The following is a 16,689-nucleotide window of genomic DNA, read 5'->3' as shown; positions in this document are numbered from 1 at the left end:
GCCCGGTTTGAGTCGTCGTCGCAGAGGTCCTAGTGTCACGGCTCAGCGTCTCTGTCCGTCTCGGCGCGCACGACAAACGTTCGATGTCGGTGCGACCCGATAGGAAAGAGACTGACGAACACGACGTCGACACCGGGGACTCGCAGGGCGGCCTGCCGGGGCCGACACCACACAAGGTCGTACTCATTCGATGTCGGGTGGGATCGAGCGTTGCGAGAGGTATGACACGCGTGGCTGTTGTGGATGACCGCGGGCGCGGCTCTGCTGCCGGAGGCAAAGGTCGGGGAGACGACGCGATCCCCGCCGAGGACTTCGGCCGCCAGCCCCCGCAGGATCTGGCCGCTGAGCAATCCGTGCTCGGCGGCATGTTGCTGTCCAAAGACGCCGTCGCCGACGTCGTCGAGAAGATCCGTACAAACGACTTCTACCGCCCGGCGCATCAGGCGGTCTTCGAGGCGATCCTCACGCTGTACAGCAAGGGCGAGCCGGCCGATGCGGTGACCGTGTCGGCCGAACTCGACCGCGCGGGTGAGCTCAAACGCATCGGTGGCGCACCTTATCTGCACACGCTGATCTCCACGGTGCCCACCGCGGCCAACGCCGGTTACTACGCCGAGATCGTCGCCGAGAAGGCGATCCTGCGCCGCCTCGTCGAAGCGGGCACCCGCATCGTCCAGTTCGGTTACGCCGGTGCCGACGGCCAGGATGTGGCCGAGGTGGTCGACCGGGCCCAGGCCGAGGTCTACGAGGTCACCGAGCGCCGCTCCGCCGAGGACTATCTCCCGCTCGAAGACCTCCTGCAGCCGACGATGGACGAGATCGACTCGATCGCCTCGCGCGGCGGCATATCGCTGGGTGTCCCGACCGGTTTCGCCGACTTCGACAAACTCACCAACGGGTTGCACCCGGGGCAGATGATCATCGTCGCTGCGCGTCCCGGTGTCGGCAAGGCACTCGCGCTCGACACGCCCCTGCCGACGCCGTCCGGCTGGACCACGATGGGCAAGGTCGGTGTCGGTGATCACCTCCTCGACGCCCACGGCCGGCCGACGCGGGTCGTCGCCGCCACCGAGGTGATGACCGAACGTCCTTGTTACGAAGTCGAATTCAGCGATGGCGCGCTGATCGTTGCCGACGAGCAGCATCAGTGGGCGGCCGAGATCGACGGCAAGCGGCAGGTCGTCACCACGGCGGGGCTGCGTGCACACGTCGGATGTGCGGTGATCCGTAACACCGCGCCGCTGGAACTGCCGCGCAAGCGGTTCGCCTACGGCCCGTACACCGTTGCGGCGCTGGCGGGCATGGCCTTCGACGATCCGGAGATCGGCATGCGGATCGACGCGGAGGGGCCGGTCGACGTCATGACCTTGATGGCCGACCTCGGTGGACGTATCCCGTATGAGTACCTGCGGGGTTCGATCGCGCAACGTCGGGCATTGCTTGCGGGGTTGCTCGACGCCCGAGCCACGGTCGACGACGACGGCTGGATCACCGTCCCCGCCGCGACCCGGCACATGACCGCCGTCGTCGCCGACCTCGTGGCCGGTCTCGGGTTCAGCTACAAGCGCTCGGCCACCGGCTGGTTGCGCGTCGACGCCGACGACGATGTCTTCACCGTCCATCACAAAGCCATCCGGCACAAGGAACTCCGACGCAAGTCCGGTGTTCGTCGCGTGGTGGGGGTCCGGCCGGTCGACCCTGTGCCGGTGAGGTGCGTGCAGGTCGACAACGACGAGCACCTCTACCTCGCCGGCGAGGCGATGGTGCCCACGCACAACTCCACGCTGGCCATGGACTTCCTGCGGTCGGCGGCGATCGGACACGGCCTCACTGCCGCCATGTTCTCCCTGGAAATGAGCAAAACCGAGATCGTCATGCGTCTGCTGTCGGCGGAGGCGAAGATCAAACTCGCCGACATGCGCGCCGGCACCATGAGCGACGACGACTGGACCCGCCTGGCGCGTCGGATGGGTGAGATCTCGGAGGCGCCGTTCTTCATCGACGACTCGCCGAACCTGACGATGATGGAGATCCGCGCCAAGGCGCGTCGCCTCAAGCAGCGTCACGACTTGAAAGTCCTTGCGGTGGACTACATGCAGCTGATGACGTCGGGTAAGAAGGTCGAGTCCCGTCAGCAAGAGGTCTCGGAGTTCTCCCGCCAGTTGAAGCTGCTGGCCAAGGAACTCGAGGTTCCGGTGATCGCGATCAGCCAGCTGAACCGTGGTCCCGAGCAACGTACCGACAAGAAGCCGCAGGTGTCGGACCTTCGAGAGTCGGGTTCACTGGAGCAGGACGCCGACATGGTCATCCTGCTGCACCGCCCCGACTCCATCGAGCGCGACGATCCGCGCGCGGGTGAGGCCGACATCATCGTGGGCAAACACCGTAACGGTCCGACAGCCACCATCACCGTTGCGCACCAGCTGCATCTGAGTCGGTTCGTGGATATGGCGCGGGGCTGATTCGAGTTGTAGGTGCTTATCCCAGTGTCCAGTTTCCGGTCGGACTTCGCCTCCAGCAGGTTGCCGACCGCAGACCAGGCACCTGCATACCGCGACGTCGGTGATTTCCATATCCAGCGGAACCAGTCGAGGCGATCGCATCGGCGTGTTCGGCCGTCCGGAGCGGAGCGTGACGGTGGGGGCGGCGGCATCAAAGAGCGCGAGTCTCCGCTCGGAACGCTCGTGCTGACAGCGCGATGCCGACCAGGGCGACGATCCACAGCACCGCCTGCATCGACCAGGCGATCCGGAAGGAGTCGAAGGAATATCCGCCTGCTGCATTGATCGCCATGCCCATACCCTGCAGAAGGGCCAGTGATCCGAGGTAGCCGCCGAGATTCGTGATCGCCTGAGCGGTACCCAGATTCGCGGGTTGCGTGCTGGTTCGGACGATGTCGAGGGCGATGATCGATGCCGGTCCGCCGAGCCCGATCACCGTCATGAGGATGACGAGGACCCACAGTGGCGCGGCGGTCGGCAGTACCAGGACACCGGCCCACGTGGCTATGAGGCCGGCGACGTAGCCGAGCGCCATTTGTACGCGACGGTTCGGATACCGACTGGTGACTGCGCCGACGAGGGGTGCGGAGACGACCATTACGACGACAGAAAAACTCATCAGTGCGCCGGCGAGTTGTGACGACAAGCCCTGGCCGAGTATGAGATAGGGGAGTCCCCACATCAGCGAGAAAGTGTTCATCGAGAATTGCGTGCCCATGTGGGTGAAGAATGCGAGACGAGTGCCAGCACTGCGCCACACCGCTCGGATCGGGCCGATCAGGGCCCGCTTCTGGTGAGCGATTGGACCGACCGTGCCGCACGAAACGCCAGGCGGCTGGTTCCGGATGAACGCTGCCGCCAGGGCGACCGCGACGAGTCCTACGGCTGCGGCACTGAGATACGCAGTCGCCCAACCGCGTGCCTCGAGAATCGCCAAGAAGGGTACCGCTGACAGCACTTGTCCGAGCTGTCCACCGATGCCGGTCAGCTGGGTGACGATTGGGATGCGTCGTGGCGCGAACCAGCGAGGAACCAGTGAGATGACCGCAATGAACATGAAGGCGTCGCCGAGGCCGACGAGCACCCGTGCCGTCAGCGCATGTCCCAGTTCGGTGGTGACAGCCAGCAGTACCTGTCCACACGCCATCAGCGTTCCGCCGGTCACGATCATGAGACGGGAACCGAAGCGATCGAGCAGTACCCCTGCCGGGACCTGCGCGCCGGAGTACACGATGACCTGAACCAGGACGAACGTCGACAGCACGCTCGCCGAGACGCCGAACCTCTCGGTGGCCTGCACCCCGGACACACCGAAGGTCGTACGGTCCAGCACTGCCACTACGTAGCTGAACATGCCGACGCCCCACACGATCCAGGGGCGTGGGCCGGCGTACGGTGACGTGATCATCGGACGGTCGTCTTCACCTCGACGCGAATACAGGCCGCAGCGGTCAACTCTTGGTGTTCAGTGCATGGCGGGGTACGAAACCCCTCAACGCATTCGGGTTGCGGAGCGCATCTCGACTTATCACGGTATTCGGATCGGCACCCGCGAGGATCTTCTTGATCGGCACCTCGACCTTCTTTCCGCTCAATGTGCGGGGTACCTCGGCGATCTCGATGAACTGATCCGGGACGTGGCGTGGGGAGAGTTCGCGCCGGAGAAGCGTGGCCAGCGACGGGGTGAGGTCGTCGAGTGTGCGACCGTCGGCGAGGACAACGAAGCACAGCAGATCCCCTCTAGTGCCACCCGAGGAGGTGTCGATCACCAGCGAGTCGAGGACACCGGGGAAGCTCTCGACGACCCGGTAGAACTCTGCGGTACCCATACGGATCCCGCCGCGGTTGAGGGTCGAGTCACTTCGACCGGACACGACAAATGTCCCGCGTTCGGTGACCATTGCGGAGTCGCCGTGACGCCACACACCCGGGAAAGTGTCGAAGTATGCCTCGCGAAGCCGGCTGCGGTCGGGGTCGTTCCAGAAGCACACAGGCATTGCGGGCATCGGCTTTGTGACGACGAGTTCGCCGACCTCACCGACCAACTGGTTTCCTGAGTCGTCGAAGATTTCGACGGCGGCACCCAGTGTTGCGCAGGATATCTCGCCCACCCAAACCGGAACATCCGGGCTCGCGCCGACGAGTGCGGTGCAGACGTCAGTGCCGCCGGAGACGCTGGCCACCTGTATGTCCGGTCCAACTGACCGGTGAATCCACCGGAAGCCCGGTTCGGTCAGAGGTGAGCCGGTGACCCCGATGGTGCGCAGCGCCGGCAAGTCGTACTGCTCGCCAGGGATCAGCCCTTCCCTGGCGCAGGTGTCGATGAACAACGGGGACGTTCCGAAGTACTTGACTCGGTGACGTTCGGCAAGCCTCCACAACACCGACAGGCTTTCATAGGTGGGGCTGCCGTCGTAGAGCACGACTGTCGAACCGACCAGCAGTCCGCCGACCAAAAAGTTCCACACCATCCAGCCGGTGGTGGTGAACCAGAAGAACCTGTCCTGTGGACCCAGGTCGGAGTGCAGTCCGATGGCCTTCAGGTGTTCGAGCAGCATCCCGCCGTGGCCGTGCACGATCGCCTTCGGAAGCCCAGTGGTCCCGGAGGAGTAGAGAATCCACAGAGGATGATCAAACGGTACGGACTCGTACTGGACGGTCGCGCCGCGGTGGCGTTCGATCATCTCGTCCCAGCCGACGTTTGGGTGCGCTGCGGTCGACGTATCGACGCGGGGTGAGGTGGCCTCGATCCCCAGATAGTCGATGAGCACCGTGGTCTTCAGCGTCGGAAGTTCGTCCCGGATCTGCACGACGGTGGATCGAATGTCGAATTTCTTGCCGTTGTATGGGTATCCGTCGACGGCGAAGAGCACCGTCGGTGTCACTTGGGAGAAGCGGTCGATGACCGCCGTCGCACCGAAGTCCGGTGAGCACGATGACCAGATGGCACCGATGCTCGCCGCACTCAGGAATGCGACTAGGGTTTGAGGGATGTTGGGGGCCAGCGCGACGACCCGATCACCGGCCCGAACCCCCAGTTCGACGAGCGCGGCACGGACTGCGGCGACCTGGTGCCGCAGCTCGCCGTAGGTGATGGACTGGGAGAATCCGCTTTCCCCCTCGAAGATCACAGCAAGATCCGAATCGCGTTTGCCGTCCCCGAAGCGGAGCGCGTGCTCGGCGTAGTTCAGGGTCGCACCTTCGAACCAGGTGACCTCGGGCATCTGACTGCCAGCGATCACGGTGGTGGGCCGTTCGTGGAATCCGACGTCGAAGTAGTCAGCGATCGCCTCCCAGAACCCTGCGAGGTCGGACACCGACCAGCGCCACAGTGCGGGGTAGTCCGGGATATCAACCTGCCGTTCCGTCCCCAGCCAGTGCCGGAACGTCTGCATGTTGTTGGACTCGGCGACGGTGGCGGGGCGCCAGAGCATTTCAGGGTTTGGGAGCGGGTTGTTTTGCTGTGTCATCTGTTTCCTAACCGGACGATCAGTCGGTGAGTTCGGCCTGGTATCGCTGGAGCGTCAGGCGTGCTGTCTCGGCCATCGCCTCGTCGACCATCTCGCCTTCGAATGCGACGACGCCCCTCCCGTCCGACTGGGCGCTGGTGACAGCCTGAACAAGACGTTGTAGGCGCGCGAGTTCCTTTTCGGTGGGTGCGAACACTTCGTTGATGACCGGAACGTGCGTAGGGTGAATAGCGACCATGCCTTCGTACCCGAGGTCGCGGTTCTGCTCAGCGAACGCGCGAAGTCCCGCCAGATCTGCGACGGGCGTCCACAATCCGGTCATCGGGTTTGGTGATCCGGCGGCGCGCACATCGAGCAGCACCCGAGAACGCAGTTCGGCGGTCTCGGAACATTCCTTGGTCCACCGGTAGCCGACCGCACGTGCCACGTCGCCGCCGGCCCCGGTCACGGCCCCGAGGTAGGCGACCCGCTGCGCGGCACCGGCGATGGCGTGCGCGTCGCGCAGGCTCCGCGCGGTCTCGAGAACCGGCATGAGCGCGATCGAGCCGCGGGGCAGCCCGTGCTGATCCTCCGACCAGCTCATGAGCTCGTCGGCAAGCATCACATCACCCACCCCGTCGACCTTCGGCAGGACGATTCCGGACAGGCCGGGACCGATGAGCTGACGAAGGGCGTTCGCGTTGGTCCAACTGTCGATCGGGTTGACACGCACGAACATTCGGGGTCCCGCGGCGGACATTCCGACGTCGCGGACGACGTCGATGACGGTCGCCAGCGCGGTCACCTTCTCGCTGTCGGGCACCGCGTCCTCGAGGTCGAAGATCAGGGCGTCTGGACCGACGCGCCTTGCCTTCTCGAGCCATTCGGTCCTCGTGCCGGGGACGAACAGCATCGACCGTATGCGCGGTCGAGGTCTCTCGTCAGACAACGCCGTGCCTCTCGAGATTGTTGATCTCCTCGACGGACAGCCCAAGCCAGTCGCGGTAGACGAGCGCGTTGTCCTCGCCGAGTGCGGGGCCGCTTCTCCACACCGCACCAGGCTGCCGTCGGAAGTGCGGCAGCGCCGCCTGCATACGCACGGGACCGAGATCGGGGTCTTCGACGGTGATGATGTCGTCGCGTTCGGCGTAGATCGGGTCGGCGGCGATGTCAGCAGCGCTGAACACCCGAGACGCCACGACCTCAGCGGCCGAGAGCGCGGCGAGAGTGTCGGCGGTCGATCGTTTCGCGATCCACTCGCGGAGTCCGTCGTCGAGGTGCTTCTTGTTGGCCAGCTGCTGTTCGGAGGTGCGGTACTCGTCTTCGTCGAAGCCCAGGAGGCGCGCGATGTTGATAACCGACCGCAGAGTTGCGGAGGTCACCGTGATCCAATCGCCGTCGGTCGATTGGTAGCTGTTGATCACCGCAGCGGGCGCGACTGCCAGCTGATTGCCGGCCCGCATCGGGTCGATGCCCAGTTGGTCGTGGATAATGATCTGCCACTCCACAAGTCGGTACAGTGGCTCGAACAACGCGAGGTCGATCCATTCGCCGTCGAAGTCGGGATCGGTCGCCCGCCGGTACGCCGCGGCCATGATCGCGTAGGCGCCCATGAGGCCGGTGACGGCGTCGCCGTGGGAGAAGCCGGTATGCACGGGTGGTCCGTCCGGGAAGCCGGTGAGGTGTACGACGCCGCTGCGCGCCTCGCCCATCTTGCCGAATCCTGGGGCGTCGGCGAGTGACGTGTTGGCCCCGTACCCAGAGATCTGGAGCAGGATTGCTTTGGGGTTGACCCGGTGTACCGCATCCCAGTCGAGCTCCCATTTGCGGAGTCGATCGTTGCGGAGCGTGACGATCACGACGTCGGCCCACTCCACGAGACGGTGCGCGACGTCGCGGCCGGACTCGTGGTGCAGGTCGAGGGTCACCGAGCGCTTGTTACGGCCGGCCACCTTGAACCACAGCGGTACGTTGTCGCGCTTGGGTCCCATTTGCCGCGCCGCGTCGCCGAGCCCCGGAGGCTCGACGTGTACGACCTCCGCGCCCTGGTCGGCGAGGAGGGACCCGGCCATGGGGCCGGCGACCACATGGGCGAACTCGACGACTTTTAGGTCGTGCAGCTGCCCCTGCCTGGTGTTATCGCGGTTCTCTTTCGCGCTCACAACAGCTCCCTCGACTTGATCCGACAGCCGACCGTCGAGGTCGGCGCAGTGTGGTTTCGGTCTCTACTGTCACCTCGTATGCATATGCCAGTCCAGCAAAATTCATGCATTAATAAATGCGCCAATCGCATTAAACGCTTTCAAGATTGTGAGATTTACGGTGCATGGTGGCGAGTAGCCAGGGGATCCCCCGCAATCGTATTGATGCAAATGCTGCATTGGTATATGCCGAATCAATGTTGGACAGAGATACCGGGGCCCTCCAATAATCTGTGTGAGCAGTCACACTTCGTGGGAGAGGTGGCTGGAGGCACCGATCACTGAAGTCCTGGACAGCAGGTAGACCTGCGCGGCGAGGACCACGGGATCGACCGTCCTCAGTCCGCCCTGCTGCGCCGTCCCGGGCACCGCACAGCGCGAAGTGGTGTGGTGTGCGCCGCAGGCCGGGTGTGACCGTCGAGTACTCGAGAAGTCGAGATCACTACTACAGGAGGACCGGATGTCCCTACCTAGTTCCGCCGGAGGTTCCGCAGCACCGCCCTCGCGAATGAGCAAGATGGAGAAGCGTGCAGCGGTCAGCGGCACCGCCGGCTCTGCGCTCGAGTTCTTCGATTTCGCCATCTACGGAGCGCTGGCGGCCTCGCTGTTCCCGGACCTGTTCTTCAGCGATCTGGGCAGTTCGGGTGCTTTGTTGGCTTCCTTCGCGACGTTCGGCGTCGGATTCCTCGCACGACCGTTCGGCGCGATCGTCTTCGGCCATCTCGGCGACCGGATCGGCCGACGGCCGGTGCTCTACATCACCCTAGCTCTGATGGGCGGGGCCTCAGCGTTGATCGGCCTCCTGCCGACCTACGGCGGCGTCATGATCGCCACGCTCCTGGTTGGACTTCGCTTCCTACAGGGGTTCTCGCTCGGAGGCGAGTACACCGGCAATCAGCTGATGGCGATGGAGCACGCGGACAAGACCCGGCGCGGTCTATTGGGCGCGTGCGTCGGCATAGGCGGACCGATCAGCCAGGTGGCCGCGAATCTGACCCTCGCGGTGCTGACTGCGGTGCTGACCGAGCAGCAATGGGAATCATGGGGCTGGCGCATCCCGTTCATCAGTAGCATCGCGATCGTCGCAGTTGCCGCCTACATCCGGCTGAAGCTGACCGAGACACCAGCATTCGAGGCGCAGCGGGCCAACGACGACGCCGTCGTCGACAAGGAGAAGGGCGCCGATAGCCGTGGCCTACGCATTCTCAAGACGCATCGCGCACAGATCATCAAGCTCGCCCTACTGTGGTGCGGCCCGTCGTTGTGCTACTACCTCGCCGCTGTGTACGGGCTGAGCCTGCTCACCAAGCAGGGCGGATTGGCCAGCGGTACAACTTTCGTCATCCTGCTGGTCGCCAATGCCTTCACGATCCCCGCATGTATCGCGGGCGGCTATCTGAGCGACCGGCTGGGACGGAAGCGAATCATCCTCGTGGGTCTGGTGGGTGCCTCCATCGGCGTGACCTTGTTCTTCGCTTTGGCGCTGAGCCAGGCTGTCGTCGCCATCGCCGCCGCCCTGGCTCTGACGATGGGCTCGATCCTGTTCGCGACCGGAGCTCAGCCGGCGTTGTTCGCCGAGCAGTTTCCGACGAAGTCGCGATTCTCAGGTTCGGCGCTCGCATTCACACTCGCCAACCTGGCGTTCTCGGCGCCCGCCCCGCTGATCGCCACCGCGCTCGCGGATGCGGCTGGGACGCGAGCGGTCCTTTGGCTGGCACTGGCCTCGCTGGTGGTGTCGTTGATCGCGCTGACCACGATCCGAGATCGTGCGGGCATCGACCTGACCACGTACGTCGATGACGATCAGGTCGCCGGCGCGGCAAACGAATCGCAGGTCCTCGACGGCACGCGCGGCTGACGCTTCGCAGGTAGCGGACAGGCGACGGGCAGTCTCGTTGCGACCCGCCTGTCTGCTATCGATGCCGACCGTTCGATCCCGCGCGGACGCTGGACGTTGGTCACCGCCCCGGAGGGCTCGAGTGTCTGGCCACCGATACTGGAACGGATTCGAGCGGTTCGTCGCACGTGACATCGACTAGGAGTAGATCGCCAAATGTGGAAAGAACAGCGGATTCGAAAGGTCGCCATCGCGACGTGGGACAACCCGCCCCACGGGTACTACGACCTCGACGGCGTGACCCAGCTCTCGGCGATGGTCGAGACCTGGACGGCTGATGATGCTGTCAGGGCCGTCGTTCTCACCGGTGGTACCGACAATCGGTTCGTGACTATGTTCTCGCCGGAGCACCTGGTGATGGGACAGAAGACCCCCCTCGTCGATCGGGTCGCCGACGGCCCGGATCGTTATCTGCGGATGCATGATTCGTTCAGCAGGCTGACCGCGTTGCGCAAGCCGGTCATCGCGGCGCTCAACGGCGACGCGATGGGAATCGGATTCACCCTGGCACTCGCGTCCGACATCCGGATCGCTCAGGCCGGCGATCACCTCTACGGACTGCCCGAGGTGAAGCTGGGTCTGGTTCCCGGAGCCTCTGCGTTACAGCGACTCTCGCGGCTCATCGGTTCGGCCACCGCGCTCGAGTTCGCCCTTCGCGGGCGCGTTGTAGACCCGCAGACCGCCCACACGCTCGGCCTCGTGCACGAGGTCGTACCCGATGCCCGGCGATCGGCACTCGAGATGGCGCACGGGCTCGCTTCGTTGCCCGTGCAGGCCGTCGGACTCACCAAGTACGCCTTCTACGCCGGGATGGATCTGCGACTCGACGATGCGGTCTCGATCGAGGCTCACGCTTCGATGCGGGCGCGTCTCGCCGACGACGCGGCCGACCGGATCACCACATTCGTCTCACAGCCGTTCGAAGACGCGCGGCGCTGGATAGCAGAGGACCCACACGAATGACTGTCACCATGTCTCCCTCGACGCTTCACACGACCACACGCACCGAGGTGCGACTCGTCGGATACCCGACCGGAATCCCCGACCCTGGGGACTTCGCCCTCGCCCACGTGGAGATTCCTGCGCTTCGTGAAGGGCAGATCCTCGTCCGAAACATGTTCATGTCGGTCGACCCCTCGATGCGTATTCGGATGAATCCGACGGCCGGGACCGGCTCCTATCTCGCCCCGTACGAACTCGATTCACCACTCGAGGGGTGGGCGGTCGGAGAGGTCGTCGAGTCGCGTCATTCCGGATTCGCGCCCGGCGACCACGTGACGCATTTCAAGGGCTGGCGCGACCTCGACGTCCTCGACCCGGGATCGCGCGGTTACCGCGATCCGCTGAAGGTCACCGTCGACGACGCCATCCCCGCCTCGTCCTACCTCAACAGCCTGGGCGTCAGCGGTCTGACCGCATGGTCGGGCATCTGTTGCCTGGCCGAGGTTCGCCGTGGCGACGTCGTGTTCGTGTCCGGCGCCGGCGGCTCGGTCGGGAGCCTGGCCGTCCAGATCGCGAAGATCATGGGTGCCACCGTCATCGCCAGCGCGGGCTCGGCGGAGAAGGTCGCTTTCAGTACGACGGCGCTGGGCGCGGATGCCGCATTCTGTTACCGCGACGGCCCGGTCGCGGAGCTGCTGCGCGATGCGGCGCCGTCTGGCGTGGACGTGTACTTCGACAACGTCGGTGGTGATCATCTGGTGGCGGCACTCGATGAGATGAACATCGACGGCCGAATTGTAATGTGCGGCGCCATCTCCGGGTATTCCACACCGGGCAGTCCGACTCCGGGGCCCCGGAATCTTTTCAACATCACCTCGCGGTCGCTGAGCGTTCGCGGGTTCCTCGCCCGGAACTTTGCGCACCGGTTCGACGAGTTCAGGGCTCAGATGATCGAGTGGCGTTCCCGGGGCCTCATTCTCGAGCGCGAGACGGTCGTCGAGGGGATCGAGAATGCTCCGAGCGCGTTCATCGACATGCTCAGCGGAGCCAACACGGGGAAGATGATGGTCGATCTACGCTGAGCTGCAGCGTGATACGTCTCTCGACGAGAACTCCCCTCGGTCACGGCCGAGGGGAGTTTCTCGTTGGTCTGCCAACCACGCGGGTGAAGTTGCGCCGGGCAGCAGGCCGCCCCCGGCCTGGTCGGCGCGGGGGCGGGGCACAGTTGCGACGCGGGGGCTGTCCTGTTCGGACCTCTGGTCAGTGCTCAGGAGAGCTCGGCGATGCGCTGTCCGATGAACGCCGTGATCCCGGGGGGTTGGGTGGTCGTGCCTGCGTCGACGGGGAGAGCGACCCCGGTGACGTACTTGCCGTCGTCGGAGGCCAGGTACAGCACAGCCTTGGTGACCGCCTCGGGCTCGATCCACGGCACCGGGAGCTGATGTAGCGCAGTGGCCGGGAACTTGAGGGACTCAACCGTCGGATTCGGCTCGCCGGGGTTGAACCGGGACAGGTTGTAGTCATTGATGAACATGTCTGTGGCGACTGCCGTCGGGCATACCGCGTTCACGCGAATCCAGTACTGCGACAGGTCTGCCGCGAGGGACTTGACGAGACCGATCACACCGTGTTTTGACGCCGTGTAGGAGGGGTTGTTGTAATGCGCGACGATTGAGGACGACGACCCGATGACGGTTATCGAGCCACCCTGGTTCTTGAGATGGGGGATCACCACTGAGGCGGTCCGATAGACGCCTGACAGGTTGGTGGTGATCACGGCGTCCCACAGTTCGTAACTGTCAGGATCGTCCGGCTCGTGCGGAATGGCAATCCCATGGTTGATGACCACCGTGTCGAGGTGCCCGAGCTCGGCCACCGCCGCGTCGGTCACTTCTCGCATGCGGGCGACGTCTCGTGCGTCCACGATGTAGGCGAGACAGCGGCGGCCGAGACCCTCGACAATCGCGACCGTCTCCTCGAGATCGCCCGGGGTGGCCATCGGGTACTTCACGCCCGGGATCTGCTCGCAGATGTCGGTGATGATGATGTCGGCGCCCTCGGCGGCGAGCTGGCGGGCGTGTTCACGTCCCTGCCCGCGAGCGCCTCCGGTGATGAGCGCGACCTTGCCTTCCATCCTGTTCATGTCTACTTCCTTACTCTGGTTCGTCACGGACGGGTCACCGGACTCGCGATGTTCGAGTCGGTTCAGCTCAGCGCGGGTTCCGTCCCTGATAGAACAGATCGTCGTCAGCGTCGGTGACGGGGAGTCCGGAGGCCTCGGCGCCTCGTCGGAGAATGGCCATCTGTCCGGCGCTGATACGCATGTGTGGCTGGCGGATGGGGCCGCCGTTGAAGCCCACCAGCCAGCCCTGGTACTTCGCGTGCATGCGGGGAACGAGTCCGCTGCCCATCGTGAGACGGGAACAGACCTCGGCGTTGGCCTGGCGGGCGGGATTCAGCTTCCAGTAGAGGTCCATGCCCTCGTCCCACGTCGATGGTTCGGACAGCAAGCCCAGCATGCGTGGGACTTCGCCGGCGTAGGTCTCGTAGTTCGAGGTGCCCATGAAGCGCATGCCGTAGTTGGCGATCCACGCGGGAGCGTTGAGTTCTTGCGGGTCGGAGACCACGACGCGGTCGCGAAGCGCTTCGAACACCGCGGCGATGCCGCCGACTCCGGGTGCGCCGATCTCGTTCTTGATCGCACAGATCTGCGGGATCTCGTCAACCATACGAGTGAGCAGGTCCACCGGGAATCCCGACGGGTGGAGCCGTCCGAATCCGAAAGCGTCCATTCCGAAGATGATCATCCCGAGGTCGCTCGCTGTCGCGACGGCCTTCGTGAACTCGAAGACGTCGTCGAAGGACGAGGGCCGGTAGTACAGCGGGTACGACGGCATGACCAGATCGACGCCGACGCGTGCTGCTTCCTCGGCCGAGGCCACGGTGTCGGCGCGCGTGGGCTGTGACGCCTGCAGGACGGTGATCAGATCGTTGCCTGCCTCGTCTGCCACGATCGCGCAAAAACGAGCCATCTCCTCGAGGGTCGTGCCGCACTCGGAGACGATCAGCACCGCGGACATGCCATAGTGCTTCTCCATCCGCACGTCGTGGCGAATCGCCTCCTCGTTGAGATCGGTCAGGTCAGCGGTGAAGGTCGGGGTGATGCATCCGCAGCAGCCGGTGAGCGATTCCAGCGCCCACTGTCGGGCTTCGCCTTTGGCGTACTTGGCCATGTGTGTTCCTTCGCAGTTCGTCGTGGCGTCGAGGCCGACGCATCCGCCGATCGGTGACTGGTCGCCGATCCGCGCGGATCGGCGTGCAGCTGTCGATGGATGCTGCGCGTCAGTGACCGCGCCTCGTGCGCGTATTGGTCGAAGTTGGGTGAGCTCATGCCAACGAGGCGATGGCCAGAGCTGTTGTGCTCCTGTGCGCGGCTGAGAAATCCAGAGAGTCCAGTCCTCGGCTCGCGACTCCATTCTCGCGACGCATACCTCTGCGCGTCCAGCAACAATCACTCATTAATCCATATGAAATGCTCATGAGTCAGTTAGGCTCTGGCGATGGATGCCAGTCTTCGGCAACTCGCTGCATACGTGGCCGTCGCGAAGGCGGCCAGCTTCACCGCCGCCGCGGCAGAGTTGCATGTTTCGCAGTCCTCGCTGAGTCGCACGGTCGCCGATCTCGAGCGTGTGTTCGGTGGTCAGTTGCTGGACCGGGATACCCGAAACGTGGCATTGACGCCGGCGGGTGTCGAGGCGTTACGGATCGCGGAGCAGATCATCAACACTCATCGGGCGGGCATGCGCGAGCTCCAGCAGTTCATGCTCGGCGGCGCGGGTACGGTCTCGGTGGCGACCATGCCGTCAATCGCCGCCGTGGTCTTGCCCCAGGTGATCAGCATTTTCAAGCAACGGTGGCCGAATGTCACGGTGCAGATCCTCGACGGCCTCGAGCGTTCGGTGCTAAAGCGCGTCGCCTCTGGGGAAGCCGATTTCGCGATCTGCACTCTGGGTGCGCCGACTGCGCAGCTCGAGCATCGCCCGCTGGTGCGCGACAGGTTCGTCGCGGTACTGCCCGCCCAGCATCCGTTGACGACGCACCGACAGGTGACGTGGCGCGAGCTCGCCGAGGAGTCGTTCCTCGCGGTCGGGACGGACTCGAGCGCGCGGCGACTGGCGGATGCTGCATTCGCCCAGGTGGACGCGCATACTGCGCCGGCGGCTGTGGCGAGCAGCGTCGCCACGGTGGGTGGACTCGTGGCGGCGGGGCTGGGTGTCTCGGCGATCCCTGCGCTGGTTCTCCCGCTGATGGCCCCGGGATCCGTGGAGCATCGTCCCCTGGTCGATCCGATCGTGGAACGGCACCTGGACATCGTGCACCGGCGCCAGCATCGAATGCCCCTCGCTGCCCAGCATTTTCTCGAGGTCCTCGAGGAGGCCCGTGAGCTTGATCTGCCGCTGGGCGAAGGCGCCGCCTGGGCTCCTCGACCGGCGTGAACCGTGAACCGATAAATTAATGAAACAGAAGCATCAAATTATGAGACTTTGATGCTGGACATGCATTGTTCGTGCGCGGCACGATGGGACCTACGAGTGTGACCGGAGTTACCTCGGTGGTGGTCTTCATGGTGCCGGGCCTCTGGACTCCGTCTGGTCGGCGCAGTCGGCGCAGCTGTCGCAGTGGGGTCGTCCCACGGCGGCGCAACCCACGTTTCGGATGAAGGAGTGAACACATGGGAAAGATGGACGGCAAGGTCGCCTTCATCACCGGCGGAGCGCGCGGTCAGGGGCGCGCACACGCGTTGCGGCTGGCACAAGAGGGTGCCGACATCATCATCACCGACATCTGCGTACCCATCGAGGGTGTTCACTATCCGCTCGCCGCGGAGACGGATCTGGCAGAGACGGAGAAGCTCGTGCGCGACATGAATGTCCGTTGCCTGAGTTACGTCGCCGATGCGCGGGATGCCGGGCGGATGAAGCAGGTAGCCGACGAGGCCGTCGCCGAACTCGGCCGTCTCGACACTGTGGTGATCAACCACGGCATCGGACTCCCGCACGGCATCGACGAAGAGTCGCTCGACATTTGGGACACGGTCATCGAGACGAACCTCAGCTCGGTGTGGCGTACCGTTGTCGCGACGGTGCCGCACCTCAAGGCGACGGGTCCTGGTGGTTCCATCATCGTCACGGGTTCGGCGGCCTCAGTGGTCGCGATCTTCAACAATGCCGCATACACCGTTGCCAAGCACGGCGTTATCGGCTTGGTCAAATGTCTGGCCGCGGATCTGGCGCAGGATTGGATTCGCGTCAACGCGGTGCTTCCCACGAACGTCAACACGACGCTATTCATCAATGAGTACAACGCGTCGCGGTTCTGCCCGGACAAAGAAGATCCGACGGTGGAGGACATGAAGATACCGGCGGAATCGCTCAACCTTCTTCCCGTGCCGTGGATGGAACCCGAGTATGTGTCGCATGCGGTCCTCTTTCTCGCATCCGATGAGGCGAAGTACGTCACCGGCATCGCGATGCCGGTCGACGCCGGCATGACAATTCAACCACCCGGCATCACTCCCTTTCTCGGTCGTCGGATGGCCGAGCTCAAGCAGGGTATCGACTGAGTTCTCGCCATTGACTGCGCGATCGGCAGTGCGCACGAGGCTTCAGTCCTGCCACAACACTTCTCGTCACCGGTGC

The 16,689-nt window shown here is 64.4% G+C and carries 12 protein-coding genes; 6 read left to right on the top strand and 6 right to left on the bottom strand.

All coding sequences use genetic code 11. The annotated features are described in order from the left end of the window. The first annotated feature begins 230 nt into the window (after positions 1 to 230). A complete protein-coding gene (gene dnaB, locus H1R19_RS22420) occupies positions 231 to 2,462 on the top strand; it encodes a replicative DNA helicase (RefSeq protein WP_188328475.1) in 2,232 nt (743 codons plus the stop codon). A 190-nt stretch (positions 2,463 to 2,652) separates the two neighbouring features. Here the strand turns inward: dnaB and H1R19_RS22415 are convergent, their stop codons facing one another. The 4 genes from H1R19_RS22415 to H1R19_RS22400 are packed head-to-tail and all read right to left on the bottom strand — an operon-like array spanning position 2,653 to position 8,112. Beyond that, entirely contained in the window at positions 2,653 to 3,909 is a 1,257-nt protein-coding gene (locus H1R19_RS22415) for an MFS transporter (RefSeq protein WP_219850207.1), read from the bottom strand. A gap of 43 nt (positions 3,910 to 3,952) precedes the next feature. Beyond that, a complete protein-coding gene (locus H1R19_RS22410) occupies positions 3,953 to 5,971 on the bottom strand; it encodes an acetoacetate--CoA ligase (protein ID WP_219850206.1) in 2,019 nt (672 codons plus the stop codon). 19 nt (positions 5,972 to 5,990) lie between these two features. Further along, on the bottom strand, positions 5,991 to 6,863 hold the full coding sequence (locus H1R19_RS22405; RefSeq protein ID WP_219850205.1) for an HpcH/HpaI aldolase/citrate lyase family protein: 873 nt from the start codon (positions 6,861 to 6,863) through the stop codon (positions 5,991 to 5,993). Between the two features lie 28 nt (positions 6,864 to 6,891). Beyond that, on the bottom strand, positions 6,892 to 8,112 hold the full coding sequence (locus H1R19_RS22400) for a CaiB/BaiF CoA transferase family protein (protein WP_219850204.1): 1,221 nt from the start codon (positions 8,110 to 8,112) through the stop codon (positions 6,892 to 6,894). Positions 8,113 to 8,668: 556 nt separating this feature from the next. Between H1R19_RS22400 and H1R19_RS22395 the strand changes: the two genes are divergently transcribed. The 3 genes from H1R19_RS22395 to H1R19_RS22385 all read left to right on the top strand — a co-directional run bounded on the left by H1R19_RS22395 (position 8,669) and on the right by H1R19_RS22385 (position 12,072). Next, positions 8,669 to 10,009, top strand: coding sequence for an MFS transporter (locus H1R19_RS22395; protein ID WP_219850203.1), 1,341 nt, complete (start codon positions 8,669 to 8,671; stop codon positions 10,007 to 10,009). A gap of 195 nt (positions 10,010 to 10,204) precedes the next feature. After that, positions 10,205 to 11,011 (top strand): enoyl-CoA hydratase/isomerase family protein, encoded by an 807-nt coding sequence (locus H1R19_RS22390; RefSeq protein ID WP_219850202.1) that lies wholly within the window; start codon positions 10,205 to 10,207, stop codon positions 11,009 to 11,011. Continuing rightward, positions 11,008 to 12,072: an NADP-dependent oxidoreductase gene (locus H1R19_RS22385; RefSeq protein ID WP_244970804.1), complete on the top strand. Its 1,065-nt coding sequence runs from the start codon at positions 11,008 to 11,010 to the stop codon at positions 12,070 to 12,072. Before H1R19_RS22390 ends, H1R19_RS22385 begins: the two co-directional genes overlap by 4 nt. Positions 12,073 to 12,257: 185 nt before the next feature. Here H1R19_RS22385 and H1R19_RS22380 read toward each other — a convergent pair whose 3' ends face one another. Together H1R19_RS22380 and H1R19_RS22375 are read right to left on the bottom strand one after the other, a co-directional pair. Further along, positions 12,258 to 13,133: a mycofactocin-coupled SDR family oxidoreductase gene (locus tag H1R19_RS22380; RefSeq protein WP_219850201.1), complete on the bottom strand. Its 876-nt coding sequence runs from the start codon at positions 13,131 to 13,133 to the stop codon at positions 12,258 to 12,260. Positions 13,134 to 13,200: 67 nt separating this feature from the next. Then, positions 13,201 to 14,223, bottom strand: a complete 1,023-nt coding sequence (locus H1R19_RS22375) for a dihydrodipicolinate synthase family protein (RefSeq protein WP_219850200.1) — start codon at positions 14,221 to 14,223, stop codon at positions 13,201 to 13,203. 327 nt (positions 14,224 to 14,550) lie between these two features. On the opposite strand from H1R19_RS22375, the gene H1R19_RS22370 reads away from it, so the two are divergent. Together H1R19_RS22370 and H1R19_RS22365 are read left to right on the top strand one after the other, a co-directional pair. Further along, on the top strand, positions 14,551 to 15,486 hold the full coding sequence (locus H1R19_RS22370; protein ID WP_257865662.1) for a LysR family transcriptional regulator: 936 nt from the start codon (positions 14,551 to 14,553) through the stop codon (positions 15,484 to 15,486). A gap of 236 nt (positions 15,487 to 15,722) precedes the next feature. Continuing rightward, positions 15,723 to 16,613, top strand: coding sequence for a mycofactocin-coupled SDR family oxidoreductase (locus H1R19_RS22365; RefSeq protein ID WP_219850198.1), 891 nt, complete (start codon positions 15,723 to 15,725; stop codon positions 16,611 to 16,613). Positions 16,614 to 16,689 lie beyond the last annotated feature (76 nt).

The organism is Gordonia jinghuaiqii, from assembly GCF_014041935.1.
GTDB classification, from domain to species: domain Bacteria; phylum Actinomycetota; class Actinomycetes; order Mycobacteriales; family Mycobacteriaceae; genus Gordonia; species Gordonia jinghuaiqii.
Note: the sequence above shows the minus strand (reverse complement) of the source record. Positions and strands in the feature narration are given on the sequence as shown.

Coding starts and splice junctions, on each gene's coding strand:
- H1R19_RS22415 (WP_219850207.1), bottom strand. CDS start 3,909: ATGATCACGTCACCGTACGCCGGCCCACGCCCCTGGATCGTGTGGGGC.
- H1R19_RS22410 (WP_219850206.1), bottom strand. CDS start 5,971: ATGACACAGCAAAACAACCCGCTCCCAAACCCTGAAATGCTCTGGCGC.
- H1R19_RS22405 (WP_219850205.1), bottom strand. CDS start 6,863: ATGCTGTTCGTCCCCGGCACGAGGACCGAATGGCTCGAGAAGGCAAGG.
- H1R19_RS22395 (WP_219850203.1), top strand. CDS start 8,669: ATGGAGAAGCGTGCAGCGGTCAGCGGCACCGCCGGCTCTGCGCTCGAG.
- H1R19_RS22390 (WP_219850202.1), top strand. CDS start 10,205: ATGTGGAAAGAACAGCGGATTCGAAAGGTCGCCATCGCGACGTGGGAC.
- H1R19_RS22385 (WP_244970804.1), top strand. CDS start 11,008: ATGACTGTCACCATGTCTCCCTCGACGCTTCACACGACCACACGCACC.
- H1R19_RS22380 (WP_219850201.1), bottom strand. CDS start 13,133: ATGAACAGGATGGAAGGCAAGGTCGCGCTCATCACCGGAGGCGCTCGC.
- H1R19_RS22375 (WP_219850200.1), bottom strand. CDS start 14,223: ATGGCCAAGTACGCCAAAGGCGAAGCCCGACAGTGGGCGCTGGAATCG.
- H1R19_RS22370 (WP_257865662.1), top strand. CDS start 14,551: ATGGATGCCAGTCTTCGGCAACTCGCTGCATACGTGGCCGTCGCGAAG.
- H1R19_RS22365 (WP_219850198.1), top strand. CDS start 15,723: ATGGGAAAGATGGACGGCAAGGTCGCCTTCATCACCGGCGGAGCGCGC.